Raw genomic sequence first — 24880 nt, 5'->3', positions numbered from 1 at the left:
TATAATGGATAATTGTGGCGCTGAACTATTTCTTCCGCTTTCTACGCGTGCTGCCTGCTTTTGCCAAAAAGAGCCAGAAGTGTGAAGTTTGTTAAGTTTGTGTTTATTCCTTTACGAACCACGTGGTACAATTTTGCCGTTATTTCAGAGCCACTCCGCCTGCAACAGGCGTCGTCAGGGGCTTTGGCTAACACAGGACGGGGACAGCCCGTATCGAATTGTTAATAAGTTTAGTGACTTAAGAATAATGTTCATCGCCCTCCGCTACCTGCCAACCTTGGTGTTTGCGGTACAGATGCAAAATGAAGATTGTGCTGAAGCCCTATTTTGTTCAGGAGTATTTTTACCATGTCTCAACTGAATGCCCGGCCATCAAAATGGCTGAGCTTGTGGTGCGTATTGCTCGGGTTAATCCTGCTGGCGACCGGCCTTTTCTTTGTGATTGGTGGCGGGAAACTGGTTTCACTGGGCGGTAGCTGGTATTTCGTTATTGCCGGCGTGTTCACCGTTCTTTCCGCGATTCAATTCTTCCGCCGCAAATCTTCTGCCGTGACGATTTTCGCGCTGGTGTTCATTGGCTCGGCTATCTGGGCCGTGCAGGACGCGGGCATGGATTTCTGGCCGTTGGTTTCCCGTCTGATGACGCTGGCCGGCCTGCTGTTGGTGGCGATGATTACGCTGCCAGCCCTGCGCAAGCGCGAAGGCAAATCATCAGCGGCTAAACCGGCTTACGCGATCTCTGCGGTACTGGTGGTTGGCCTGGTGGCCACGCTGGTGCAGATGTTCCAGCCGCATCCTACCGTGGCAAACGGTCAGGAATTGCCACTGGTTCCTGTTGCGAAAGATCAGCAGCAGAAAGACTGGGACAACTACGGTAATACCCCTGGCGGTAGCCGCTTTGTGGCGCTGGACCAGATCACACGCGATAACGTGAAGGATCTGAAAGTTGCCTGGACCTACCACACCGGTGATATCCCACTGAGCCCGGACGGCAATGGTGCGGAAGATCAGCAGACGCCTCTGCAGGTTGGTAACACCGTGTTCCTGTGTACGCCGCACAACAACGTGATTGCCGTTGCGGCTGATACCGGTAAGCAGATCTGGAAAGCGGACATCAACGCGAAATCCTCCGTCTGGATGCGCTGCCGTGGTCTGGCTTACTTCGACGCGACCAAACCGTTGACGCAGCCTGCTGCGCCGGGTTCAAACGCACCGGCACCGGTTAACCTGCCTGCAGGTGCTGCCTGTCAGCGTCGTGTTCTGATGAACACCATTGATGACCGCCTGATTGCGCTGGATGCCGATAACGGCCAGTTCTGTGCTGACTTCGGCAAGAACGGCATCGTTGACCTGCGTGAAGGTATGGGCGATGCAAAAGACCCAAGCTATGTACTGACGTCAGCGCCAACGCTGGCTGGCAGCACCGTCGTGGTGGGTGGACGTGTGGCGGATAACGTCAGCACCGATATGCCTGGCGGCGTAATGCGTGGCTTTGACGTGATCACCGGTAAAATGCGTTGGGCGTTCGATCCAGGCAAAGACGATCCAAATGCGATCCTGATGCCGGGCGAGCACTACACCCGCAGCACGCCTAACTCATGGGCACCGATGTCTTACGACCCGAACATGAACACCGTGTTCATCCCGATGGGCAGCTCGTCTGTCGATCTGTGGGGCGTTAACCGTACCAAGCTTGACCACAAATACGGTGCAGCGGTGCTGGCCGTCGATGCAACGACCGGTAAAGAGAAGTGGGTTTACCAGACCGTGCATAACGATCTGTGGGACTTCGACCTGCCAATGCAGCCAAGCCTCGTCAACTTCCCGATGAAAGATGGCAGCAAGAAACCGGCCGTGGTGATCGGCACCAAGTCTGGTCAGATTTACGTTCTCGATCGTCTGACCGGTGAGCCGCTGACCAAAGTGGAAGAGCAGGCGGTTCCGACGGCTAATATCCCGAACGAGCAGTATTCCAAAACTCAGCCACGTTCAGTGGGCATGCCGCAGATCGGCAACGAAACGCTGAAAGAGTCTGACATGTGGGGTGCAACGCCGTTCGATCAGCTGGCATGCCGTATCAGCTTCAAATCGATGCGCTATAACGGGCTTTATACCCCGCCAGGCACCGATATCTCCCTCAGCTTCCCTGGCTCTCTGGGCGGAATGAACTGGGGTAGCATGTCTACCGATCCAAACCATAACTACCTGTTCGTCAACGATATGCGTCTGGGCCTGTGGCAGCAGATGGTTGCTGCGGCACCGGCGAAAGATGGCGCGGTGAACAACGGCGGTGAAGCCGTTAACACCGGTATGGGCCTGGTGCCGATGAAAGGCACGCCGTATGCAGTGAACAAAAACCGCTTCATGTCGCCGTTGGGCATCCCTTGCCAGAAGCCACCGTTCGGTACGCTGTCTGCAATCGACCTGAACACCCAGAAAATCGTCTGGCAGGTGCCGGTCGGCACCGTGCAGGATACCGGTCCGTTTGGTATCAAAATGCATGCACAGATGCCAGTTGGTATGCCAACACTGGGCGGCACCATGGCCACTCAGGGCGGTCTGGTGTTCATTGCCGGTACTCAGGATTACTACCTGCGCGCCTTCGATACCGCAACCGGTAAAGAAGTGTGGAAAGCGCGTCTGCCAGTGGGTAGCCAGGGTACGCCAATCAGCTACGTCTCACCAGAGAACGGGAAGCAGTACATCCTGATTTCTGCAGGCGGTGGCCGTCAGTCTCCAGACCGTGGCGACTACGTGATTGCTTACGCACTGGATAAGTAAGTCCTGCGGGGGAAACCTCTGAAGGCTTGAAAAACCAAAGCCCCTTCATCACTGAAGGGGCTTTTTTATTGCCTGCGTGTCAGGGCTATTGCCCGTCCTGCCAGAGCTGTACCAGCGCCGGCGGTGCCTGATCTTCGGCAATGATAATCACGATGTTACCCAGCCGATCGGGCGTGGCATAACTGATCTCTATGCGGTAATAGCGCTGATCGCCCTGACCAGCCCGGCTTTGTTCTGCCGGCGATTCGGCCAGCGGCATGGCCTGGCGCAAAACATTGCACACATGCTCACGCTGAGGCCCGCTAAGCTGTGCCAGCGCAATGCGTCGCGGTCCCGACAGTTTAGGGATATAAGCAAAGCCTCCTTCACGCGCCACATCAATCACCGCGTCATCGCTCAGTTCCGGCAAGCTGTCCATCAGAGTACGCCAACCTGTTTCCAGGCCTCTTCAATCGCTTCCGCGACGGATTTGTTAAACCGTTTCTGACCATGCTTGATGGTGAAACCGGCAAAGGTTTTGAAATCGGCATTCTGCGGCAGGGTTTTGTCACAGACCGTGTCATACCAGGCGTATCCGGCCAGTTCCCATGCATAGCCACCCAGCGCTTTTGCCGCCAGATAGAATGCGCGGTTTGGAATGCCGGAATTGAGGTGCACACCACCGTTATCATCGCGGGTCTGGATGTAGCCTTTCATGTCGGCGGGCTGCGGATCCTTGCCTAATAACGGGTCGTCATAGGCGGTACCGGGCGCTGACATCGATCGCAGGCCTTTGCCTTTGATTTTGTCGGCCAGCAGGCCTTCGCCAATAATCCAGTCGGCTTGGTCGGCTGTCTGCTTTTGATGAAATTGCTTCACCAGCGAGCCAAAGACATCCGACAGCGATTCGTTTAGCGCACCAGCCTGCTCGAAGTAAATCAATCCGGCTTCGGTTTCGGTGACGCCGTGTGCCAGTTCATGACCGACCACATCCAGCGCGATGGTAAAGCGATTAAATATCTCGCCGTCTCCATCACCGAACACCATCTGCTGACCGTTCCAGAAGGCATTTTGATAGTCTTTACCATAGTGGACGGTGCCTTTCAGCGTCAGGCCCTGATTGTCCAGCGAGTTGCGCTGGTAGGCCTGCCAGAAGAAATCATAGGTAAAACCAAGATAGTCATACGCCTCGGTCGAGGCGATATCGCTGCCTGCGGGCTGGCCTTCGCGACGAACCAGCGTACCGGGCAGATTTTGCGTCTGTTCTGAATCGTAAATTTCCCGCTGGACCTCGCCGGGCGTGGCGTTTGTTGTGCCTTCAGGTTTGATCCAGTTCTCGGCCATCAGCGTCTGAACGTGGACTAACGTATTGCGCGCACAGCTTTGCTGCTGCCCGGAACCGTTATCGATTATTTTGCGCAGGATGTAAGGGGGAATAACGCCATAGTGCATACCAAGCTCCCTGGTCGATGATGGGTATGCGAAAAGTATAGTCGCCAGGGGAGAGTTGTGCGGTGAAGTCAGTACCGCCTGTTAATCAGGCGGCATGGCAATCAGGATGCGGGATTTTTCGGCTTGCGCGGTTTTTTAGTCGGGGTTACGGCAGTGACTTCACTCTCGACCCAACCGTCATCTAACCGGGTTTTCAGCGTGTCGCCGGTCTGTACCTGGCGGGTCTTTTTCACCACCTGGCCATCCTGGGCCGTGGTGACGCTAAACCCACGCGCCAGCGTCGCCAGTGGGCTGACGCCCTCAAGTTGCGCGGTAAGCGTTGAGAAGCGCTGTTTTCCGCCATTCAGCTGCTGCTGCATCGCCTGTTGCAGACGGTACTGCCACTGCTGCAGGTTTTGCTGAGCGCGATGGATGCGCGCCTGCGGCTGAAACGCGCTCAGACGCTGCTTAGCGCGTTCTTGCTGACGGCCAGCCTGACGCACTCGTAACTGCATTGCGTCGTCCAGACGGCGTTGCAGACGCATCAGCGCGGTCTGCTGACGGGCCAGGCGCAACTGCGGGTGCTGCTGCTGCAAACGATGCTGAATGCGGGTGAAGGTCCGGCTCTTCTGCGCGAGGTAATAATCCATCGCCATTTCCAGCCGGGTTTGCTGAGATTGCAGCTGACGCAGCAGTTCGATTTGGTTACGGCTCACCAGCTCGGCGGCAGCAGAAGGCGTCGGTGCTCGCAGGTCGGCAACAAAATCGGCGATGGTCACATCGGTTTCATGGCCAACGGCACTGACAATCGGAATGCGGCTGGCGTAAATCGCGCGGGCAACCCGCTCGTCGTTGAAGCTCCACAGATCTTCCAGAGAGCCGCCGCCGCGTCCCACAATCAGCACGTCACATTCGGCACGGGCGTTGGCGGTTTCAATGGCGCGAACAATGCTGGCCGGCGCATCCACGCCCTGAACCGGGGTAGGGTAGATGACGACAGGCAGCGAGGGATCGCGTCGATGCAGTACGCGCAGGACGTCATGCAACGCGGCGCCGGTGGACGAGGTGATCACCCCAACCTGACGGGCCGGGTCCGGCAACGGCTGTTTATGGCTTTGTTCAAAAAGCCCTTCGCTCATCAGCTTCTGCTTCAACTGCTCGAACTGCTGTTGCAACAGACCTTCACCGGCGGGCTGCATGCTTTCGGCAATCAGCTGGTAATCCCCGCGCGGTTCATACAGGGTGATGGTTGCTCTGACTAACACCTGCTGGCCATTTTGCGGCCGGAAGGTGACGCGCCGGTTACTGTTGCGGAACATCGCACAGCGCACCTGGGCACCATCGTCTTTCAGAGTGAAATACCAGTGACCGGAAGAGGGCTGCGAGAAGTTGGAGATTTCAGCACTCAGCCAGACCTGGCCCATTTCCATCTCCAGCAGCTTGCGCACTGTGGTATTGAGACGGCTGACGGTAAAAATATTGGCTGATGGCGGTAGCGACATGTGATGAAGATCAAACTTTAAATCAGAGGGTTAATTGACCGATACTACAGGCCTGACTGGCGGGATCAAGAACTTTTCGTAAATAATGCTGGAGGCAATCGATTACGGCCTGTATAATGCCGCGGCAATATTTTACAAGTTCTCATTCACCCTGAGGTTGAGATATTGCCATGCTAAGAATCACTAAAGAAGCCCTGACTTTCGACGACGTTTTGCTCGTTCCTGCTCACTCCACAGTATTACCAAACACGGCTGACCTCAGCACCCAGCTTACCAAATCTATCCGTCTGAACATCCCAATGCTTTCCGCTGCTATGGATACCGTGACCGAAGCCGGTCTGGCTATTGCACTGGCACAGGAAGGTGGACTCGGCTTTATCCACAAAAACATGCCAATCGAGCGCCAGGCGGAAGAAGTTCGCAAGGTGAAGAAGCATGAAAGTGGTGTGGTCACCGATCCGCAGACCGTTCTGCCAACCACCGCGCTGAGCGATGTTAAAGTGCTGACCGAACGTAACGGCTTTGCAGGCTACCCGGTGGTGAACGGCGACAACGAACTGGTCGGTATCATTACCGGTCGTGACGTGCGCTTCGTGACCGACCTGAGCCTGCCGGTTTCGGCGGTAATGACCCCGAAAGACCGTCTGGTTACCGTTCGCGAAGGCGAAGCCCGCGAAGTAGTTCTGCACAAAATGCACGAAAAACGCGTAGAGAAAGCGCTGGTGGTGGATGATAAATTCCATCTGCTGGGCATGATCACCGTGAAAGACTTCCAGAAAGCCGAACGTAAACCTAACGCCTGTAAAGACGAGCATGGCCGTCTGCGTGTTGGTGCTGCGGTTGGCGCCGGTGCCGGCAACGAAGAGCGTGTTGATGCGCTGGTGGCTGCGGGTGTTGACGTGCTGCTGATTGACTCCTCACACGGCCATTCTGAAGGCGTTCTGCAACGTATCCGTGAAACCCGTGCGAAATATCCCGATCTGCAGATCCTGGGCGGCAACGTGGCGACCGGTGCAGGCGCACTGGCGTTGGTTGAAGCTGGCGTCAGCGCAGTGAAAGTGGGTATCGGTCCGGGTTCCATCTGTACCACGCGTATCGTGACCGGCGTCGGTGTGCCTCAGATCACTGCGGTTTCTGACGCGGTTGAAGCGCTGGAAGGCACCGGGATTCCGGTTATCGCTGATGGCGGTATCCGCTTCTCGGGCGATATCGCTAAGGCGATAGCCGCAGGTGCAAGCGCGGTCATGGTTGGCTCAATGCTGGCGGGTACCGAAGAATCTCCGGGCGAAATCGAGCTGTATCAGGGCCGTTCATTCAAATCCTACCGTGGCATGGGTTCGCTGGGCGCAATGTCCAAAGGCTCCTCTGACCGTTACTTCCAGACCGACAACGCGGCGGACAAACTGGTACCGGAAGGGATTGAAGGCCGTGTGGCTTACAAAGGCCGTCTGAAAGAGATCGTTCACCAGCAAATGGGTGGCCTGCGCTCCTGTATGGGTCTGACCGGTTGTGCTACCATCGACGACCTGCGCACCAAAGCAGAATTTGTCCGCATCAGCGGCGCCGGTATTTCGGAAAGTCACGTTCACGATGTGACGATCACCAAAGAGTCCCCGAACTACCGTATGGGGTCATAACATCGCTGAACCCCACGCCCGGCTTAGCCGGGCGTTTTACTCCTTCTCCCTGAATTTGTTATATCGCCCTGGAATAGCCCAATGACGACGGAAAATATTCATAAACATCGCATTCTGATCCTTGATTTCGGCTCGCAGTACACGCAGCTGGTTGCACGCCGCGTGCGTGAGCTGGGCGTCTACTGTGAACTGTGGGCGTGGGATGTCACCGAAGAGCAGATCCGCGGGTTCAACCCGAACGGCATCATCCTTTCTGGTGGCCCGGAAAGCACCACCGAGCACGCAAGCCCACGTGCGCCTGAGTATGTCTTCAATGCGGGCGTGCCGGTGCTGGGCGTGTGCTACGGCATGCAGACCATGGCAATGCAGCTGGGTGGCAAAGTGGAAGGCTCTAACGAGCGTGAATTTGGCTATGCACAGGTTGAAATTGCCTTGCAGAGCGCACTGACCCGTGGCATCGAAGATTCCCTGAGCGCAGATGGCAAGCCGCTGATGGATGTCTGGATGAGCCACGGCGACAAAGTGTCTGCTATCCCGGCTGATTTCGTCACCGTTGCCAGCACGGATTCCTGTCCGTTCGCGATTATCGCCAACGAAGAGAAGCGTCTGTACGGCGTGCAGTTCCACCCGGAAGTGACGCATACCCGTCAGGGCCTGCGTCTGCTGGAGCGTTTTGTTCGCGATATCTGTGAATGTGAAGCGCTGTGGACACCGGCAAAAATCATCGAAGACACCGTTGAGCGTCTGCGTGAGCAGGTGGGCAACGACAAAGTTATCCTCGGCCTGTCAGGCGGTGTGGATTCCTCTGTGACCGCGATGCTGCTGCACCGCGCCATTGGCGACCGCCTGACCTGCGTGTTCGTGGATAACGGCCTGCTGCGTCTGAACGAAGCCGAGCAGGTAATGGATATGTTCGGTGACCACTTCGGTCTGAACATCATTCACGTTGCCGCTGAAGACCGTTTCCTGGATGCGCTGGCTGGCATCGACGAACCTGAAGCGAAGCGTAAGACCATTGGTCGCGTCTTCGTTGAAGTGTTCGACGAGCATGCCACCATGCTGCAGGACGTGAAATGGCTGGCGCAGGGCACCATCTATCCGGACGTGATCGAGTCTGCTGCATCTGCCACCGGCAAAGCGCACGTGATCAAGTCGCACCACAACGTGGGTGGACTGCCGAAAGAGATGAAGCTGGGTCTGGTTGAGCCGCTGAAAGAGCTGTTCAAAGACGAAGTGCGCAAAATCGGCCTGGAATTGGGTCTGCCTCACGACATGCTGTTCCGTCACCCGTTCCCGGGCCCTGGTCTGGGTGTTCGCGTGCTGGGCGAAGTGAAGAAAGAGTACTGTGACCTGCTGCGTCGTGCGGATGCCATCTTCATTGAAGAGCTGCATAAAGCCGACCTGTACAACAAGGTCAGCCAGGCGTTCACCGTGTTCCTGCCAGTGCGTTCCGTTGGCGTGATGGGCGATGGCCGTAAATACGATTGGGTTGTTTCTCTGCGTGCGGTAGAGACCATCGACTTTATGACCGCGCACTGGGCGCACCTGCCGTATGAATTCCTCGGCCGCGTCTCTAACCGCATCATCAACGAAATCAACGGCATCTCCCGTGTGGTTTACGATATTTCAGGTAAACCACCGGCGACGATTGAGTGGGAATAGCGCTCAGCTAACCCGTTCTGAACGTTGAAACTAAAGCCCGCGTAATCGCGGGCTTTTTTATGTCCGTTATCAGGCTGCTGGGCGGAGCCAGACCGGTTAGTGGATCAGGAAAATCGTCGCCAGACCGAGGAAAATAAAGAAGCCGCCGGTGTCGGTCAGCGCGGTGATTAATACGCTGGAACCGACTGCGGGATCCCTTTTGAATTTGGTCATCATCAACGGGATAAGCACGCCCATTAACGCGGCCAGCAACAGATTCAGCACCATCGCCAGCATCATCACGCCGCCCAGCGCCGGATTGCCGTACATCGCCCAGGTGACGCCGCCCATAATGCCTCCCCAGAACACTCCGTTAATCAGCGCGACGCCAAGCTCACGGCCAATCAGGAAGGAGAAGTTGCCCGGTTCGACCTGGTGCAATGCCAGAGCACGGACAATCATAGTAATGGTCTGATTACCGGTATTGCCGCCGATGCCCGCGACAATCGGCATCAGTGCCGCAAGGGCGACGATTTGCGAAATGGTGCCTTCAAATAATCCAATCACCCGTGAGGCGACAAACGCGGTACACAGGTTAACGGCCAACCAGGTCCAGCGCGTGCGCACCGATTTACGGACCGGCGCGAACACGTCCTCATCCGGGTTTACCCCACCCATTTTACGGATGTTGCTGTCGTTCTCTTCGTTGACCAGGTCGACCACATCTTCAATGGTCACGCGGCCCATTAACTTGCCCTTGGCATCGATAACCGCCGCAGAGATCAGGTTATAACGTTCGAAGGCCCCGGCGGCATCTTCCGCCTTATCATCGATGCGGAAGGTGGTCGGTTTGTCGTTCATCACTTCATGAACCATCTTCTTCGGCTTGTTCAGCAGAATGTCAGTCAGCGCCAGCTCACCTAACAGGGTGTTGTGCTCATCGGTGATAAACAGCTTATCGGTGCCATCAGGAATGGATTTTTTACGCCGCAGGTAACGCTGCACGGTGGCAAGGGTCACGTCGGCAGGCATGGTGATCAGCTTGAAGTCGGTGATGCGACCGACGCGGTCGCGATCGAAATCCATGACTTCAAGCACGCGGGAGCGTAACGCCGGATCCAGAGAGGTCAGCAGTCGGCCGGTTAAATCCCGCGAGAGATATTTTGACAGGTAAACCTGCTCATCAATATCCAGCGGGGCGATGGCGCGCAGCAAATCGCGGTCGCTCATCTCTTCGATCAGGCTGTCCCAGACGCTTTCAGAGGCTTCGACCAGCACCATCCCGCGGCGCTCGGTGTCAATCAGATGCCACAATGCCAGGCGTTCATCTTCCGGCAGGGCTTCCAGCAGGTCAGCAATATCCGCAGCGTGCAGCAGGGGAATATACTGCCTGATCTCTTCCGCCTGTTCCTCGTGCGCCCTGGCCTCGGCAGGTGTTTCATTTAGCGGACGTTCAAGCAGCGTATCGACCAGATCGCCGTCATTTAACAGCAGATTGAGGATACGGCCACGGATTTCAGCAAGTTGCTGGGCATGGGATAAGGCTACAGACATAAAAATTCCCTTGTGTCTGGCAAAAGACGAGCGAGACGGTAAGTATTGCTCAAATCAGGCAAAAGAGTGAGAGAAGTCGCATTTTTATAGCAACTCCCTGGGGGGAATACGATGGCAGAGCCGATTATTTCGTTATGACGGTAGGCACAGCAACGTCCTGATTTTTTTGCTGATGATGTTTGATGGCACCGGGCACCACAAAAATTAACCGTCCCACTAAGATAATAAAGCTCACCAGCAATATAATTCGGGTCATATGGCTGGTTTTACGACGTTTTCTAAATGACATAGCGCTATTCACGCATCGGTTCCTGAAAAAAGCCCGCAGGCATTAATACAATTTAGGCACAGCCAGCCCAGCAGGTCAACGTTGAGGCTGCGCGCGGGCCAACAGATTGCGCCAAATCAGATTTTGACAAGGCTAAACGATCATTTGCTTAAACGTGTCGGCATTAACGACAGCAAATCAGCCAGGTTTGATTTAAATCAATTTTTACTTAACTGCTGACTTTACTATAACCGAATCCGACCCCGAGAAACGTGCAAAGACCTGTTATGGCCTGACGTTTTTGCCACCCTGTCGAGCACCATGAATATCACACACTGGATCTCCCGCTTCAGCCAAAGCGCCTTCGGGTTGCCCCTGATTTTACCGTTGCTGCTGATGCCGCTTTCCACCCAGCTCTCCATCCGGCTGGTGGTTGAAGGCGGCTATGTCTATCTGATCTATCTGCCACTGGCCATGTACCTTGCCATGCTGTTGGTTTTTGACTGGCGAGCGATGCCGGGAATTGCGCTGGTGCTGAGCCTGTACTATTTCTCGCGCTTTAGCCCGCTGCCCGCCGCGCTGATTATTAGCGTTACGCTTGCCGTGCTGGCGCTGGGTATGAAGGGCTATAAACTCCATGCTGGCCGGCGCGGTAAGGCGGATTATGGTGGCCTGAGCCTGGCACAGGTGCGTTTGCTTTGGCTGGCTTTTCTGATGCCAACCCTGTTCGTCTTTGGTATGCAGGGCGTGGCAACCACGGGCGTGGTCGCGCTGGATGGCACGGTTTTTACCCCCGGCTTATTCACTCTGCACACGCTGCTTAATTATCAATCCGTACTGCTGTCCTGCGTGACGATGGTGCAGATTTACTACTTTGCTATCCGTTGCATCCGCAAGCCGCGATTTATTCGGGTGATTTACTGTCGGCTTACCCATCAACGGGCGGCCAATCTCCACCCGTATGAGTGTGTGGCATGGCTCTCGCTGGTGGCGTTTCTGCTGGTGATGTTGCTGCTGATGCAGCAAAGCGAAGACAACCTGTTGGCCAGCGATTATGGCCTTCCTTTGCTGCTGCCGCTGATGCTGTGGTCGGCAATGCGGTTTGGTTACCTCTTCACGTCATTGAGTTGGGCCGTGCTGCTGGTGGTGCTGTACCAGTTACGCGACCGGTTTCTCTGTCCTGAGACCGAGCCTTACCATCTGGCGGTGATGTCGGCGAACCTGCTGGTATTCAGTCTGACGATCCTGATGATGGCGGCGATCAGTACCCGCCAGCGGCGGATCTTAATCAAAACCAGGCTGGCTGCCTTAAGCGATCCGGTTTTCAACCTACCCAATCTGCGCGCACTCAGCGCGGATTTGAATGAAATCCCACTGACTCTTCTGTTTTACCTGAGCATCCCGGAACTCGACAGGCTCAGCCGTATGTATGGATTACGGTTGCGCATCCAGTACAAGCGCAGCCTGGCGAACTATCTGCTCAATGACCTGCAGCCGGGCGAGGATGTCTACCAGCTGCCCGGCTTTGATCTGGCGATCAGGCTTAATTACACCGCTCGTCAGCAGCGTATAGAAAGCATTGAGGCCAGTCTGAAGGCGTTCCATCTGCGCTGGGAAGGTCTGCCGATCCATCCCGATATTGGCATCAGTTATTGCACCGTCCGGCGCCCGGTGACGCATCTTTACGAGCTGTTGGGCGAGATGAGTGCCATGGCCGAACAGTCGCTCAGAACCGGCATCGCGGAAAGCTTGCTGCGTAATAACAGTCTGCCGGTTCAGCGCCGGATCGCGGAAAAGGTGGCGGTGATGGATGAGATCCGCGACAGGTTGCGAAACCAGGGCTATCCGATCCTGGCACAGCGGGTACAGGGCGTGCGGGGAGATGATTACTACGACCTTACGCTCAGCATGCAGGACAGCTCAGGACAAACGCTATCCCCGGAGAAACTGGATGAGCTAGGGTTGAGCTGGGAAGTGGATCGTTGGACCCTCGAGCACGTGCTGGCCTTTGCCGACCGGCAGCGTGATCGGCTTGCAGTCAGCCGTTTTGCCGTGACCCTGTTTATCTCCAGCTTGTGCCGGCCCACGCTGGCCAAAGAGATCAAAGGGTATCTGGAGCTTTATGACCTGCAGCCCTGGCAGTTGATTATCCAGGTGGCGGATTCGCCGCTGATGAATCAAGCCAGATGGGGCGGGCGTTCAGCTTTACAGCTGCTGCAACTGGGCTGTCGGGTAGTGGTCACTGATTTTGGCAGTGAGTTTGCCGGCTACGCCAGGCTGAAAGAGTTGGAAGGCGATATGCTGAAAGTGGACGCGCGCTTTATCAGCAGCATGCTGCAGGACTGCCTGAATTATCAGGTGATAGCGGCAATCTGTGCGCTGGCACAAAGTAAGCGCATGGGCGTTATTGCCTGTGGCGTAAATTCACTGGAAACAGAACAGGCGCTGCGCCAGCTCGGAGTGGATTATTTTCAGGGGGAAGCGATCGGTGCGGCAAGGCCGTTGCAGGAAATGATTCAGGCCGGCGTGGAGAAGTGATGTAGCCAGCCTGAATCCGCAGAGATTAGTCTTTCGTGATCTCTTTCTGTGCCAGCAAGGTGGCAAAGCGCAGCGAAATACGATTGCCGTGCTCGTCAGTACGATGCAGCTGACCGACGTGCTCGTTGTATTTCAGGATGTGCCATTTGCGGTAGTAATCGCTAAGCTCACCGGATTTGAAGGCGAAAGGGAAGCCCTGATCGCACGGATAATCGTCGGTATCCATCGCCGCAACAATCAGGTTATAGCCGCCTTTGACCGTGCTGGCCTGCATATCGGCAATCAACTGCTGGATGGTTTCCGGCTGCAAAAACATCATCACCACGGTAGACAGTACAAAATCCCAGCCGCCGTTGAAACGCAGATCGTTGAGATCTTTTTCTGCGGTCTCGATCCCGGTCAGCTGCTCATCGGCAATAATCTGGTTCAGCCGCGCCAGGCTGGCCGGATTATTATCCCATCCGGTAACCTCAAACCCTTTCAGGTTGAGGTAAAGCGAATTTCGGCCACTGCCGCAGCCAACGTCCAGCGCCCGCCCAGGCGCGATCAGTTGCAGGGCTTCCAGCACCTCAGAATGGGTCGGGGAAAGCTGATATTTTTCGGTGTAGTAGTCATCGGGCCTGACAATCATGGCTTGTTCTCTTCCTGAATCGTTAACTGCCAGCCAGTAACCTCTTTCCAGTAGCTTTGCTCGCGTTCTAAATCGAGCTGTACCAGGTTGTTCTGGCTGAAATAGTCGACCGGGAAAGTCAGCGTCCAGTGGCCATCATCCGTATCCAGTTTCAGCACGTCCGGCGTGTTGGTGGCCTGACGCTGATTATTCAGCAGCGTGGCAAGGCGCAACAGGAACACTAACGGCAGGAACTGCTTTTTCTTGAACAGGGTAAGACGAGGCATTTCATCGACTTTCACCGCTTTACGGTGGAAGCGTACCAGGGTTGCCAGCAGCGTTTGTTGATCCTGGTTAAAGCCCGGCAGATTGGTATTTTGCAGGATATACGCGGAGTGGCGCTGCATGCCGCTGTGGTTGATGGTCAGTCCGACTTCATGCAGCATCGCGGCCCATTTCAGCATGGCTGACAGCTGTGGATTGGTCAGCTTCGGATTCTGTTCGCGCCATTGAAGGTAGAGTTTTTCGGTGGTTTCCAGCACGCGTCGCGCCTGGTCGCTGTCGATGGCATAATGATTGGCCAGACTTTGCGCGGTCCGGCTACGAATATCCTGATGACGGAACCGACCTTCCATTTCATACAGCACGCCTTCACGCAGCGCGCCGTCCGACAGACGCAGTTCGCGAATGGCCAGCGCATCGAACACGCCGCTGAGGATGGCTAAGCCCGGCACAAACACCGCTTTGCGCTCTTCAGACAGGCCTGGCAGGCTCAGGGCATCAAACGATTTATGTTTGATCACTTCGTCGTACAGCATCTCAATGCGTTCAGGCGTGATGAGCTTCTCTTTCTCACCCATCGCCAGCAACACTTCACAGGCGGCTTTGATGCTGCCAGACGCGCCGAGGGCAAACTGCCAACCTGTCAGGCGATATTGCCAGGCCATGGTTTCCAGCTTTTGCGCAGCGGCCAGGCGGGCACGGCGGAAATTCTCTTTGCTGATCACGCCGCCAGGGAAGTAGAGGTTAGCAAAACTGACGCAGCCCATGCGGCGGCTCTCGACCAGCTTGGGCTCGAAGTCTTCCCCGATGACCATTTCCGTTGAGCCGCCGCCGATATCAATGACCAGCTTGCGTCCTTTCTCCGGCTGCGTGTGCTCGACGCCCATAAAGATCAGACGGGCCTCTTCATTGCCGGAAATCACCTCAATCGGGTAGGGGATGACATCGGCGGCACGACGCAGAAAATCTTCGGCGTTTACCGCTTCACGCAGCGTGTGAGTACCCACGATGGTCACATTGGCCGGGCTGAAACCCTGCAAACGTTCGGCAAACAGCGCCAGGCAGCTTAACCCGCGCTCAATCGCCTCTTCGCCCAGCACGTTATTGTGATCCAGGCCGTCGGCCAGATGAACCCGCTGTTTCAACCTGCCGAGCACCTGCATGGCACCATCCACCACGCGGGCAATCACCATATGAAAACTGTTCGAGCCCAGGTCGATTGCGGCGAATTCCTGCGGTTTGGGCGTATTTTTCTGGGATATTGGCATAGTGAGTTAGTCAGGTTGTTCCAGAGATTTAATGTAATCGTAAATAGCCAGCTGGGCGCGCACTTTGCGGCGATTGCCGCGCGGAACATACTTATTGCTCAACTCTTTGTCTACGAAGCGCGCTTTAAGCGTATCACTTAACAGGATGCCAATAATATCCAGCACCCGCTGTTTCAGAATAGGGTCAAGAATGGCGACGGCCACTTCGATACGGTAATCGATGTTGCGGGTCATCCAGTCAGCCGAGGAGAGATAGACTTTTTTGTCGCCACCGTTATCAAAAATATAGACGCGATCGTGCTCAAGGTAGCGGTCAACAATACTAATTACGCGGATATTTTCACTGATGCCTTCCAGATTAGGGATCAGCGAGCACATGCCACGGATCAGCAGATCGACCTTCACGCCGACGCTGGAAGCGGTATACAGCCTGTCGACCAGGCCTTTATCCACCAGATTGTTCACTTTAAGCGTGATGCCAGCCTGAATGCCTTTCTGCGCATTGGCGATCTCATTATCGATCAGCTGATACAGCATCTGGCGCGAGTTCTGTGGCGAAACCATCAGATGCTCGAAGGTGACCGGGCGATAAGGGTTTTCAATAAAGTTAAACACCCGGCGCACTTCGTTAGTGATACGCGCATCGGCGGTCAACAATGAGTAGTCGGTATAAATACGCGCGGTTTTTTCGTTGAAGTTACCGGTGCCGATATGGGCATAACGGGCAATCTCGCCGTTTTCACGCCGTGAGATTAAGAACAGCTTGGCGTGAATTTTCAGTCCAGGAGCCGAGAAAATCACGTGTACGCCGGCTTCCGTCAGGCGTTTGGCCCAGTGAATATTCGCTTCTTCATCAAAGCGCGCCTGCAGTTCCACCACCACGGTGACTTTTTTGCCGTTATAGGCCGCATGGATCATCGCGTCGATAATGCGCGAGTTCTTGGCGACACGGTAAATATTGATTTTGATGGCTAACACCGCCGGGTCAAACGACGCCTGACGCAGCAGTTCCAGCACATGCTCAAAGGTGTGGTACGGGTAATACAGCAGCACATCGCGATTACGGATGGCATCGAAGCCGTTGCGGAAACGGTCGAACCAGATGTGGCGCAACTGCGGCAGCGGTTTGTTAACCAGATTGGCCTTGCCGACGTTCGGGAAGGTAATAAAGTCTTTAAAGTTATGGTAACGGCCGCCCGGCACAATGGAGTCGTAGTTGGTGATGTTCAGCTTTTTGCTCAGCATCTCAACCATCGCATCCGGCATATCACGCTGATAAACGAAGCGCACCGGCTCGGCGGTTAAACGCTGCTTCAGGCTGGAGGACATCAGTTCCAGCAGGCTGGATTCCATCTCGGTGACCAGATCGTATTCGGCATCGCGCGTCATCTTCATCGAGTAGGCATTTAGCGCATCGTAATCAAAGAAGCCGCGGAAAATATCGCCCAGGCAATAGCGCAAAATATTGTCCAACAGGATCATCGGTTTGCGGCGGCGCGGCGTTTCCGGCGGCAGGTTGACGAAGCGCGGCACCTTGTCTGACGGGATTTCCAGCAGCGCATAGCTGATCTGATCGCCACGGATGATCTCTACCGCCAGATAGGTGTAGTCATCCTTCAGAAACTCAATCAAGTCGGTGTCGTGATTGACCAGAATCGGCGTGATGTGCTGACGCAGTTGGTGTTTGAAATAGTGGCGCAACCAGCTCTGCTGGTTTGGCGAAAGCTGGCGCTCGTTAATCAGGAAGATCTGATTACGGGCCATCTCCAGCAGCAAATCATTGTACAGGCCGTCGAATTCCTGGTCCGCTTTCAACACCCTGGCCTGAATTTTTTTCAGTAAGTGGCGCGGGGTATTGGGAATGCCTTGCTCTTCGCCAATCAGAATGCGGCGTTTCAGGTCGGCGAAGCGGACTTTATAGAACTCCTCCAGGTTATTGGAGTAAATGCCTAAAAAGCGCATACGCTCAATCAGGGGGTTGGATTTATCTGCCGCTTCCTGGAGAACGCGCTCATTGAACGATAACCAGCTCAATTCTTTTTCTATATACAGCTTTTCCTGACCCATTTTTACTCCGTATGAAGATCCTGCCCTTGACCGGCCATTGTCTCACTTCATTATGGCGAGAGTATGGCAGGAAAGTCCAACGGACATTGTTGATTGTCTTATTAACCACATACGGGCAACATAGCGGCTTCAACGCCCACAGGAAAGCACTTAACGCATGAGTTCGACCCCCATTCCCGCCCAGTTCAACGACCGGCGCCGTCAATTTATTGATCGGCTGACTCGCCGCGTCGTCAGAGTCTGCGGGCTGGCGATCCTGCTGGTGATGCTGCTGCTGTTTGTCTGGCTGCTGTGGGTGGTGGTGCCGCTGTTCTCGTCACCGTCGATTGGCAGTGCGCAAACCATCAGGCTGCCCGTCTCAACACCGTCAGTGGCGCTGGGGATGGATACCCGACAAAAGTGGGCATGGCGAATTGACCGCCAGGGACAGGGCATGTTTATCCCGCTTGATGCACAGCCGCCGTCAGTGGCCTTTCCGCTTGCCGCTGGCGAAGTCAGTGCCGTGACGTCCGCCGATAATGGCAGCGTGTTGCTGCATAGCGCCAGCGGGCTGGTGCTGGTTCAGCCACAGCTAACCGTCAGCCACGATGAACCGGTGTGGAAGTTCCCGCTCGGCGATCGACCGTTAGCGGGCAGCGATGCCAATGCAACGGTCATGAGCCTGTCCCATGCCGACGATCGCTGGCTGATTGCTCAGGGCAGTGCGCAGCAGATCACGCTGTTGCGGTATGCGGCAGGCGCAGCGCCTGAGAAATTCACGCTTGTGGTGCCGGACATCAATCAACTGCTGCTTTCCCCGGATGGCAAACTGCTGTTCGGCGTCGCCGGCAATATTCTCCGCGTCTGGCGGATCGCCCCGGACGGGCCGGTTCTGCGCGATACGCGCACCTTAACCAGCGCACCCCATCGAATTGCCTTACTGAGCGGCGGAAGCTCGTTGCTGTTGTCCGATGCCAATGGGATTGCGCAGTGGTTTGATATCGCCAGCGAAACCGGGCCGCATTTGCAGCCTATCCGCCAGTTTGCCGGAGCAGAAGATCGCGGGCTGCTGTTCAGCGAGGCGCATCGGCGGGTATTTGCCACGCTCAGCCCCGCCGGTGAACTCAAGCTGTATGCCAGTAAGCAAAGAGGCGCGATTTTGTCACGCCAGCTGGCTGCCAATGCCGAAAATGGCGCATTTTCGCCGCAGGGTGATGGTTTGCTGCTGGAGCACGGCGGCATGTTGCAGCACTACAAAATTGATAACCCGTGGCCCGATATCAGCTGGCGAAACCTCTGGCAAAAAGTCTGGTATGAACACTATCCATCGCCCGATTACGTCTGGCAATCGACCTCGGCTAATGACGAATATCAGGGCAAATTCAGCCTGGTCCCGATGGTGATGGGAACATTGAAAGCGGCTGGCCTGGCGATGCTGTTTGCCACGCCGCTGGCACTGGCTGCGGCAATGTATACCGCCTGGTTTATGGCGCCGGGTTTACGGCGCTGGGTGAAACCGGCGATAGAGATGATGGGCGCATTGCCCAGCGTGGTCATCGGCCTGATTGCCGGGCTGTGGCTGGCCCCGCTACTGGCTGACAAACTGCTCGGCGTGCTGCTGTTGCCGCTAATGCTGGCTGGCGTCCTGCTTTTATGCAGTTGGGCCTCGCTGAAACTGCCTGCGCGCTGGCGTCGCCGCCTGTGTGATGAAGGGCGTGAAATCTGGATCCTGCTGCCGCTAATGCTGCTGACCGGCGTCTTCTGCCTGGGGTTGCTGCCCGCCATTGAGCACAGCCTGTTTGGCCAGGGTCTGGCCGACCGTTTCAGCAGCGGCTATCAGCAACGTAACTTATTGATTGCCGGCGTGGCGATGGGCTTTGCGCTGGTGCCGTTAATATTCACCCTGGCGGAAGATGCCATCTTCAGCGTGCCGGCATCGCTAGGGCAGGGCTCACTGGCGCTTGGTGCAACGCAGTGGCAAACGCTCACTCGCGTGGTGGTGCCGGGCGCCTCTTCCGGCATTTTCGCCGCCCTGATGATCGGCTTTGGTCGGGCGCTGGGTGAAACGATGATTGTATTGATGGCAACCGGCAACACGCCGGTCACCGAAGGCGGTTTATTACAGGGCGTGCGCAGCCTGGCGGCTAACGTGGCGATTGAAATGCCCGAGGCGGCTGCCGGAAGCGGTCACTACCGCATCCTGTTCTTAAGCGCGCTGGTGCTGCTGGTGTTTACCCTGACGGTAAATACCCTGGCTGAACTGATCCGCCAGCGCCTTCGCCGGCGTTACAGTCAGCAGGAGGAGACGTTATGAGTGGAGTGATGAACAATCACCGCTGGCGCTGGCTGACCGGTGGCGCGGTGGCGGTCAGCCTGCTGGCGTTTATTTTGCTGATCGCTCTGCTTGCCTGGCAGGGCATGAAGTATTTCTGGCCGCATCCGGTTACGCTGTATACGGTTCAGCAAACGGTCGGCACCACGCAGATGCTGGGTGAAGTTGCCCAGTCACAGACGGTTTCCCGCCAGCAGCTTGAGGAGAGTGGCCGCGTGTTGCCAGCCGGGCTGCCGCAAGAGCTGACCCGCTATCTGATTAAAACCGGCAACCGCGATTTCGCCGCGTCCGATTTTCACAGCATCTTAAGCAGCCAGATTGTGTCCAGCGAGCAGCCTACCGGGGTGATCGCGCTGCAACGTCGTACCGGCGGCATGGCGTACGGCTGGTTCGACGGCCTGCTGGAGAACGGTCAGCCGCTGGTGGCGCGCAATATGATGCGTACCTTGCAGCAGCGAATTAAACAGTCGCAACAGCATATGTCGCAGGCGGAGAAAATCCGCCGGGTGAGCATGGCCAGGCTGAACAGCGAACTGGAGCAGCTGGCGCAGCAACAGCGGCATCTTCAGCAACAGCACCAGTACACGGCGCAGGCACAGTCGATCCATCAGGCGGACAGTGCCGAGCTGCAGCGTCAGTTTGTGCAAAAAGCCCAGCAGCTCAGCGACCTGAATGATGAAAGCAGCAGCACGGTGCTGATCCTGCGGGATGCTCAGGGCCAGCAGCACCGCATTGCGATGAACGAGATCCTCGGCGCCTGGTATCCCAATGCGATGAGCTACGGCGAGAAATGGCTGCATTTGGCCTGGCAGATCTGGCACTTTGTCAGCGGCACCCAGGGCGACAGCCTGGGCGAAGGCGGCGTGTTCCCGGCAATATTTGGCACCGTGCTGATGGTGCTGCTGATGTCGATCGTGGTGATGCCGCTGGGGGTGATCGCGGCGATCTGGCTGCATGAATATGCCGGAAACGGCCTGATGACCCGGCTGGTGAGGATTGCGGTGGTGAACCTGGCGGGCGTGCCTTCGATTGTTTACGGCGTGTTTGGCCTCGGCTTCTTTGTCTGGCTGGTGGGCGGCAGCCTCGACAAGCTGTTCTTTGCCGATGCCTTGCCCGACCCTACCTTTGGCACGCCTGGCCTGCTGTGGGCCTCGCTGACGCTGGCATTGCTGACGCTGCCGGTGGTGATTGTCGCCACCGAAGAAGGCCTGTCGCGTATTCCTAAATCCCTGCGTCAGGGCTCGCTAGCCTTAGGGGCCACCCAGGCGGAAACGCTGTGGCACGTGACCCTACCGCTGGCCGTTCCTGCGATGCTGACCGGCCTGATCCTCGCCGTGGCGCGCGCAGCAGGGGAGACCGCGCCGTTGATGCTGGTGGGCGTGGTGAAAATGGTGCCAGAACTGCCGATCGATGCGGTGTTTCCTTATTTGCATCTGGACCGTAAATTTATGCACCTTGGATTCCAGATATACGATCTGGCTTTCCAGAGCCCGAATGCTCAGGCGGATCGTCCGCTGGTCTTTGCCACCGCGTTGTTGCTGGTAACGATAATTCTGGCGCTGAACCTGCTGGCGATGGTGTTACGGCATCGCCTGCGGGAACGCTATCGCGCCCTGATGAACTGATGGTGAGAGAAAAATGGTGAAGTCCGATTTGCTGGAAAGCACGCTTGAGCTGGAGAACCTGTCGCTGTGGTATGGCGAAAAGCAGGCGCTGAATGAGATCAACCTGCGGATCCCAAAAAATCGCATCACCGCGCTGATTGGCCCTTCCGGTTGCGGAAAATCGACGCTGTTACGCAGCCTGAACCGGATGAACGAACTGATAGATGGCTGCCGCACCGAAGGCGATATCCGGCTGAATCAGCAGTCGATCCTCGGCAGCAGTCAGGACTTATCCTCGCTACGTCGGCGCGTTGGCATGGTGTTCCAGCGGCCCAACCCGTTTCCGAAAACCATCTATGAAAACATCGTTTATGGCCTGCGCCTGCAGGGCGTTCGCGATCGGCGGGTGCTGGATGAAGCGGTTGAGCGGGCGTTGCGGGCGGCGGCGCTGTGGGGCGAAGTGAAGGATAACCTGTGGCAGAATGCGCTGACGCTGTCCAGCGGTCAGCAGCAACGGTTGGTGATCGCCCGTGCCATTGCGATTGAACCGGAAATTTTGCTGCTGGATGAACCAACCTCGGCGCTGGATCCGATTTCGACGCTGGTGATTGAAGAGCTGATGAGCAGCCTGAAGCAGCACTTCACGCTGATTCTGGTAACGCACAATATGCAGCAGGCCGCGAGGGTGTCAGATTACACCGCGTTTATGCATCAGGGGAGTGTGGTGGAGTTTGGCGAGACTGACGAACTGTTTACCACGCCGCGCCAGCGTCGCACGGAAGATTACATTACCGGCCGCTACGGCTAATAAAAAAGGGGGAGATCGACGATCTCCCCCTTAATATGCGCTACGACAAGCTAGTCGCCAGCATGCCCTTCTTCAGGCAGCTTTTCACCGTCCAGCCACGCCGCATCATCACGCATCGCCAGTCTGCCATCGACAAACCAACTGACCACCAGCGGATAAATAGCGTGCTCCTGATGCTGAACGCGGGCGTTCACATCCTCTTCGCTGTCTTCTGCAAACACCGGCACCTTCGCCTGAAGGATCACCGGGCCGCCGTCCAACTGCTCGGTAACGAAATGCACCGAGGTGCCGTGCTCTTCATCGCCATTTTCAATCGCCTGGCGGTGAGTGTGCAGACCCGGGTATTTCGGCAGCAGGGAAGGGTGGATGTTCAGCATGCGTCCGGCATAGTGCTGGACGAAGGCCGGGCTGAGGATCCGCATGTAACCGGCCAGCACCACTAAATCGGGCGCATAAGCATCGATTTCCAGCATCAGCTGGCGATCGAACGCTTCACGGTCAGCAAACTGGGAAGCGGCGAGCGCATGGGCCGGAACACCGGCCTCACGCGCGCGGGTCAGACCGTACGCGTCCGACTTGTTGCTGAACACGGCAGCGACGCTGCCGTGGATCTGGCCTTGCTGGCAGGCATCCAGGATTGCCTGAAGATTGCTTCCCTGGCCGGAAACCAGCACGACTAGCCGTTTCATGCGTTAATGACCACACGCTCTTCAGAATCGGACGCTTTGATCACGCCGATTTTCCAGGCTTTTTCGCCCGCGTCAGTCATCAGCTGTACCGCTTTATCAGCTTCGTCTGCGCTGAGGGCGATTAACATGCCCACGCCGCAGTTAAAGGTGCGGTACATCTCAAAGCGGCTGACGTTGCCCGCTTCCTGCATCCAGCCGAAGACGGCCGGCCACTGCCAGCTTGACTCTTCAATCACCGCCTGGGTGTTGTCTGGCAGCACGCGTGGGATATTTTCCCAGAAGCCGCCACCGGTCAGGTGAGCAATCGCGTGAACATCAACCTGTTCGATCAGGCTGAGGATGTTCTTCACATAGATGCGGGTAGGTTCCAGCAAATGATCGGCCAGCGACTTGCCTTCCAGCTGCGTCGTTTCCGGATTGGTGTTGCTGACTTCCAGAATTTTACGTACCAGCGAGTAGCCATTGGAGTGCGGGCCGCTGGAGCCGAGGGCAATCAGTACGTCGCCGTCCTGAACTTTGCTGCCATCGATGATTTCTGATTTTTCAACCACGCCAACGCAGAAGCCTGCCACGTCGTAATCTTCGCCGTGGTACATGCCCGGCATCTCTGCGGTTTCGCCGCCGACCAGCGCACAGCCAGACTGCGAGCAGCCTTCAGCAATGCCGGTGATCACGCTGGCTGCGGTGTCGACTTCCAGTTTGCCCGTGGCATAGTAATCCAGGAAGAACAGCGGCTCGGCGCCCTGAACCACCAAATCATTCACGCACATCGCGACCAGATCGATACCGATAGTATCGTGGCGTTTAAGGTCCATCGCCAGACGCAGCTTGGTGCCGACGCCGTCAGTGCCGGAAACCAGAATCGGCTCGCGGTATTTTTGCGGCAGCGCACAAAGGGCACCGAAACCGCCTAGTCCACCCATCACTTCCGGGCGACGAGTCTTTTTCACTACGCCTTTAATACGATCGACTAAAGCATTACCCGCGTCGATATCTACGCCGGCGTCTTTATAGCTGAGAGAGGTCTTATCGGTCACTGCGAAATCCCCACGCGGTTTGCGGTTGGTGGTATGGAAAATAAAGCGCGGCAATTCTAACAGCGCAGGCAAACGTTTGCGAGTGCCATCTTCAGACGCGTTGCGGATAACTGGATTTTAGCTAATTATTGACGGGTAGGGACGGTTTAATCAAAAGTTGCACTAAGTCATATGGCGTGGAGCGTAAATGGCGCTATAATCTCGCGATTTTTTTTTGCAGCTTAACACTCCGGGAGTACAACAATGAAGATCGTGGAAGTCAAACACCCGCTGGTCAAACATAAACTGGGTCTGATGCGTGAGCATGACGTAAGCACCAAACGTTTTCGTGAACTCGCCTCAGAAGTGGGAAGTCTGCTGACTTACGAAGCCACCTCTGATTTAGCCACCGAAACGGTGACCATTGAAGGCTGGAATGGTCCGGTAGAAATCGAGCAAATCAAAGGTAAGAAGATCACCGTTGTGCCGATCCTGCGTGCGGGACTGGGCATGATGGAAGGCGTACTCGAGCACGTGCCAAGCGCGCGCATCAGCGTTGTCGGTGTTTACCGCGATGAAGAGACGCTGGAGCCGGTCCCGTATTTCCAGAAGCTGGTTTCCAATATCGAAGAGCGCATGGCGCTGGTGGTGGATCCAATGCTGGCTACCGGTGGGTCAATGATTGCCACCATCGACCTGCTGAAAAAAGCCGGTTGTACCAGCATTAAAGTGCTGGTGCTGGTCGCCGCACCGGAAGGCATTGCCGCGCTGGAAAAAGCGCACCCGGATGTTGAGCTGTACACCGCGTCTATCGATCAGGGTCTGAATGAGAAAGGGTATATCATTCCGGGCCTCGGTGACGCAGGCGATAAGATCTTCGGCACCAAATAAGCC

The 24880-nt window shown here is 56.2% G+C and carries 18 protein-coding genes; 8 read left to right on the top strand and 10 right to left on the bottom strand.

Going from position 1 to position 24880, the window contains the following annotated elements; genetic code table 11:
• Positions 1 to 348 precede the first annotated feature (348 nt).
• Positions 349 to 2781 carry a glucose/quinate/shikimate family membrane-bound PQQ-dependent dehydrogenase gene (locus tag EBC_RS18545; protein ID WP_013203387.1) on the top strand — a complete coding sequence of 811 codons (2433 nt, stop codon included), beginning with the start codon at positions 349 to 351 and terminating at the stop codon, positions 2779 to 2781.
• A gap of 85 nt (positions 2782 to 2866) precedes the next feature.
• Here EBC_RS18545 and EBC_RS18540 read toward each other — a convergent pair whose 3' ends face one another.
• From EBC_RS18540 to xseA, 3 genes are all read right to left on the bottom strand, one after another.
• Entirely contained in the window at positions 2867 to 3199 is a 333-nt protein-coding gene (locus EBC_RS18540) for a protealysin inhibitor emfourin (protein ID WP_013203386.1), read from the bottom strand.
• A complete protein-coding gene (locus EBC_RS18535; protein ID WP_013203385.1) occupies positions 3199 to 4212 on the bottom strand; it encodes a M4 family metallopeptidase in 1014 nt (337 codons plus the stop codon). Before EBC_RS18535 ends, EBC_RS18540 begins: the two co-directional genes overlap by 1 nt.
• Positions 4213 to 4313: 101 nt before the next feature.
• Positions 4314 to 5693 carry an exodeoxyribonuclease VII large subunit gene (gene xseA / locus EBC_RS18530; RefSeq protein ID WP_013203384.1) on the bottom strand — a complete coding sequence of 460 codons (1380 nt, stop codon included), beginning with the start codon at positions 5691 to 5693 and terminating at the stop codon, positions 4314 to 4316.
• A 170-nt stretch (positions 5694 to 5863) separates the two neighbouring features.
• On the opposite strand from xseA, the gene guaB reads away from it, so the two are divergent.
• Together guaB and guaA are read left to right on the top strand one after the other, a co-directional pair.
• The gene (gene guaB / locus EBC_RS18525; RefSeq protein WP_013203383.1) at positions 5864 to 7330 is read left to right on the top strand and encodes an IMP dehydrogenase; all 1467 of its coding nucleotides are present in this window, start codon (positions 5864 to 5866) and stop codon (positions 7328 to 7330) included.
• An 81-nt stretch (positions 7331 to 7411) separates the two neighbouring features.
• Positions 7412 to 8992, top strand: a complete 1581-nt coding sequence (gene guaA, locus EBC_RS18520; protein ID WP_013203382.1) for a glutamine-hydrolyzing GMP synthase — start codon at positions 7412 to 7414, stop codon at positions 8990 to 8992.
• Between the two features lie 96 nt (positions 8993 to 9088).
• Here the strand turns inward: guaA and mgtE are convergent, their stop codons facing one another.
• A complete protein-coding gene (mgtE, locus tag EBC_RS18515) occupies positions 9089 to 10525 on the bottom strand; it encodes a magnesium transporter (RefSeq protein WP_013203381.1) in 1437 nt (478 codons plus the stop codon).
• A 124-nt stretch (positions 10526 to 10649) separates the two neighbouring features.
• Positions 10650 to 10826, bottom strand: a complete 177-nt coding sequence (locus tag EBC_RS25225; protein ID WP_013203380.1) for a YfgG family protein — start codon at positions 10824 to 10826, stop codon at positions 10650 to 10652.
• A gap of 288 nt (positions 10827 to 11114) precedes the next feature.
• Here EBC_RS25225 and EBC_RS18510 point away from each other — a divergent pair, with 288 nt between their 5' ends.
• A complete protein-coding gene (locus EBC_RS18510; RefSeq protein WP_013203378.1) occupies positions 11115 to 13331 on the top strand; it encodes an EAL domain-containing protein in 2217 nt (738 codons plus the stop codon).
• A 25-nt stretch (positions 13332 to 13356) separates the two neighbouring features.
• On the opposite strand, the gene tehB is transcribed toward EBC_RS18510, so the two are convergent.
• The 3 genes from tehB to ppk1 are packed head-to-tail and all read right to left on the bottom strand — an operon-like array spanning position 13357 to position 17558.
• Complete coding sequence (gene tehB, locus EBC_RS18505) at positions 13357 to 13962, bottom strand: tellurite resistance methyltransferase TehB (protein ID WP_013203377.1); 606 nt, start codon at positions 13960 to 13962, stop codon at positions 13357 to 13359.
• Positions 13959 to 15491 carry an exopolyphosphatase gene (gene ppx, locus EBC_RS18500; protein WP_013203376.1) on the bottom strand — a complete coding sequence of 511 codons (1533 nt, stop codon included), beginning with the start codon at positions 15489 to 15491 and terminating at the stop codon, positions 13959 to 13961. The genes tehB and ppx overlap by 4 nt, the downstream gene beginning before the upstream one ends.
• A 6-nt stretch (positions 15492 to 15497) precedes the next feature.
• A complete protein-coding gene (gene ppk1, locus EBC_RS18495) occupies positions 15498 to 17558 on the bottom strand; it encodes a polyphosphate kinase 1 (RefSeq protein WP_013203375.1) in 2061 nt (686 codons plus the stop codon).
• A gap of 157 nt (positions 17559 to 17715) precedes the next feature.
• Between ppk1 and EBC_RS18490 the strand changes: the two genes are divergently transcribed.
• From EBC_RS18490 to pstB, 3 genes are read left to right on the top strand one after another with little or no spacing between them, the layout of a single operon-like run.
• Complete coding sequence (locus tag EBC_RS18490; RefSeq protein WP_013203374.1) at positions 17716 to 19851, top strand: ABC transporter permease subunit; 2136 nt, start codon at positions 17716 to 17718, stop codon at positions 19849 to 19851.
• Positions 19848 to 21494 carry a phosphate ABC transporter permease PstA gene (pstA, locus tag EBC_RS18485; protein ID WP_013203373.1) on the top strand — a complete coding sequence of 549 codons (1647 nt, stop codon included), beginning with the start codon at positions 19848 to 19850 and terminating at the stop codon, positions 21492 to 21494. Before EBC_RS18490 ends, pstA begins: the two co-directional genes overlap by 4 nt.
• 13 nt (positions 21495 to 21507) lie before the next feature.
• Complete coding sequence (gene pstB / locus EBC_RS18480; RefSeq protein WP_013203372.1) at positions 21508 to 22281, top strand: phosphate ABC transporter ATP-binding protein PstB; 774 nt, start codon at positions 21508 to 21510, stop codon at positions 22279 to 22281.
• A 50-nt stretch (positions 22282 to 22331) separates the two neighbouring features.
• Here the strand turns inward: pstB and purN are convergent, their stop codons facing one another.
• Positions 22332 to 22970, bottom strand: coding sequence for a phosphoribosylglycinamide formyltransferase (purN, locus tag EBC_RS18475; RefSeq protein WP_013203371.1), 639 nt, complete (start codon positions 22968 to 22970; stop codon positions 22332 to 22334).
• Entirely contained in the window at positions 22967 to 24007 is a 1041-nt protein-coding gene (gene purM / locus EBC_RS18470) for a phosphoribosylformylglycinamidine cyclo-ligase (protein WP_041692384.1), read from the bottom strand. The genes purN and purM overlap by 4 nt, the downstream gene beginning before the upstream one ends.
• Positions 24008 to 24250: 243 nt before the next feature.
• Between purM and upp the strand changes: the two genes are divergently transcribed.
• Complete coding sequence (gene upp, locus EBC_RS18465; RefSeq protein WP_013203369.1) at positions 24251 to 24877, top strand: uracil phosphoribosyltransferase; 627 nt, start codon at positions 24251 to 24253, stop codon at positions 24875 to 24877.
• Positions 24878 to 24880 lie beyond the last annotated feature (3 nt).

It is taken from the genome of Erwinia billingiae Eb661, from assembly GCF_000196615.1.
Lineage (GTDB): Bacteria > Pseudomonadota > Gammaproteobacteria > Enterobacterales > Enterobacteriaceae > Erwinia > Erwinia billingiae.
Note: the sequence above shows the minus strand (reverse complement) of the source record. Positions and strands in the feature narration are given on the sequence as shown.

Excerpts from the sequence above, each read along its gene's own strand:
- EBC_RS18545 (WP_013203387.1), top strand. The coding sequence starts at position 349 with ATGTCTCAACTGAATGCCCGGCCATCAAAATGGCTGAGCTTGTGGTGC.
- EBC_RS18540 (WP_013203386.1), bottom strand. The coding sequence starts at position 3,199 with ATGGACAGCTTGCCGGAACTGAGCGATGACGCGGTGATTGATGTGGCG.
- EBC_RS18535 (WP_013203385.1), bottom strand. The coding sequence starts at position 4,212 with ATGCACTATGGCGTTATTCCCCCTTACATCCTGCGCAAAATAATCGAT.
- xseA (WP_013203384.1), bottom strand. The coding sequence starts at position 5,693 with ATGTCGCTACCGCCATCAGCCAATATTTTTACCGTCAGCCGTCTCAAT.
- guaB (WP_013203383.1), top strand. The coding sequence starts at position 5,864 with ATGCTAAGAATCACTAAAGAAGCCCTGACTTTCGACGACGTTTTGCTC.
- guaA (WP_013203382.1), top strand. The coding sequence starts at position 7,412 with ATGACGACGGAAAATATTCATAAACATCGCATTCTGATCCTTGATTTC.
- mgtE (WP_013203381.1), bottom strand. The coding sequence starts at position 10,525 with ATGTCTGTAGCCTTATCCCATGCCCAGCAACTTGCTGAAATCCGTGGC.
- EBC_RS18510 (WP_013203378.1), top strand. The coding sequence starts at position 11,115 with ATGAATATCACACACTGGATCTCCCGCTTCAGCCAAAGCGCCTTCGGG.
- tehB (WP_013203377.1), bottom strand. The coding sequence starts at position 13,962 with ATGATTGTCAGGCCCGATGACTACTACACCGAAAAATATCAGCTTTCC.
- ppx (WP_013203376.1), bottom strand. The coding sequence starts at position 15,491 with ATGCCAATATCCCAGAAAAATACGCCCAAACCGCAGGAATTCGCCGCA.
- ppk1 (WP_013203375.1), bottom strand. The coding sequence starts at position 17,558 with ATGGGTCAGGAAAAGCTGTATATAGAAAAAGAATTGAGCTGGTTATCG.
- EBC_RS18490 (WP_013203374.1), top strand. The coding sequence starts at position 17,716 with ATGAGTTCGACCCCCATTCCCGCCCAGTTCAACGACCGGCGCCGTCAA.
- pstA (WP_013203373.1), top strand. The coding sequence starts at position 19,848 with ATGAGTGGAGTGATGAACAATCACCGCTGGCGCTGGCTGACCGGTGGC.
- pstB (WP_013203372.1), top strand. The coding sequence starts at position 21,508 with ATGGTGAAGTCCGATTTGCTGGAAAGCACGCTTGAGCTGGAGAACCTG.
- purN (WP_013203371.1), bottom strand. The coding sequence starts at position 22,970 with ATGAAACGGCTAGTCGTGCTGGTTTCCGGCCAGGGAAGCAATCTTCAG.
- upp (WP_013203369.1), top strand. The coding sequence starts at position 24,251 with ATGAAGATCGTGGAAGTCAAACACCCGCTGGTCAAACATAAACTGGGT.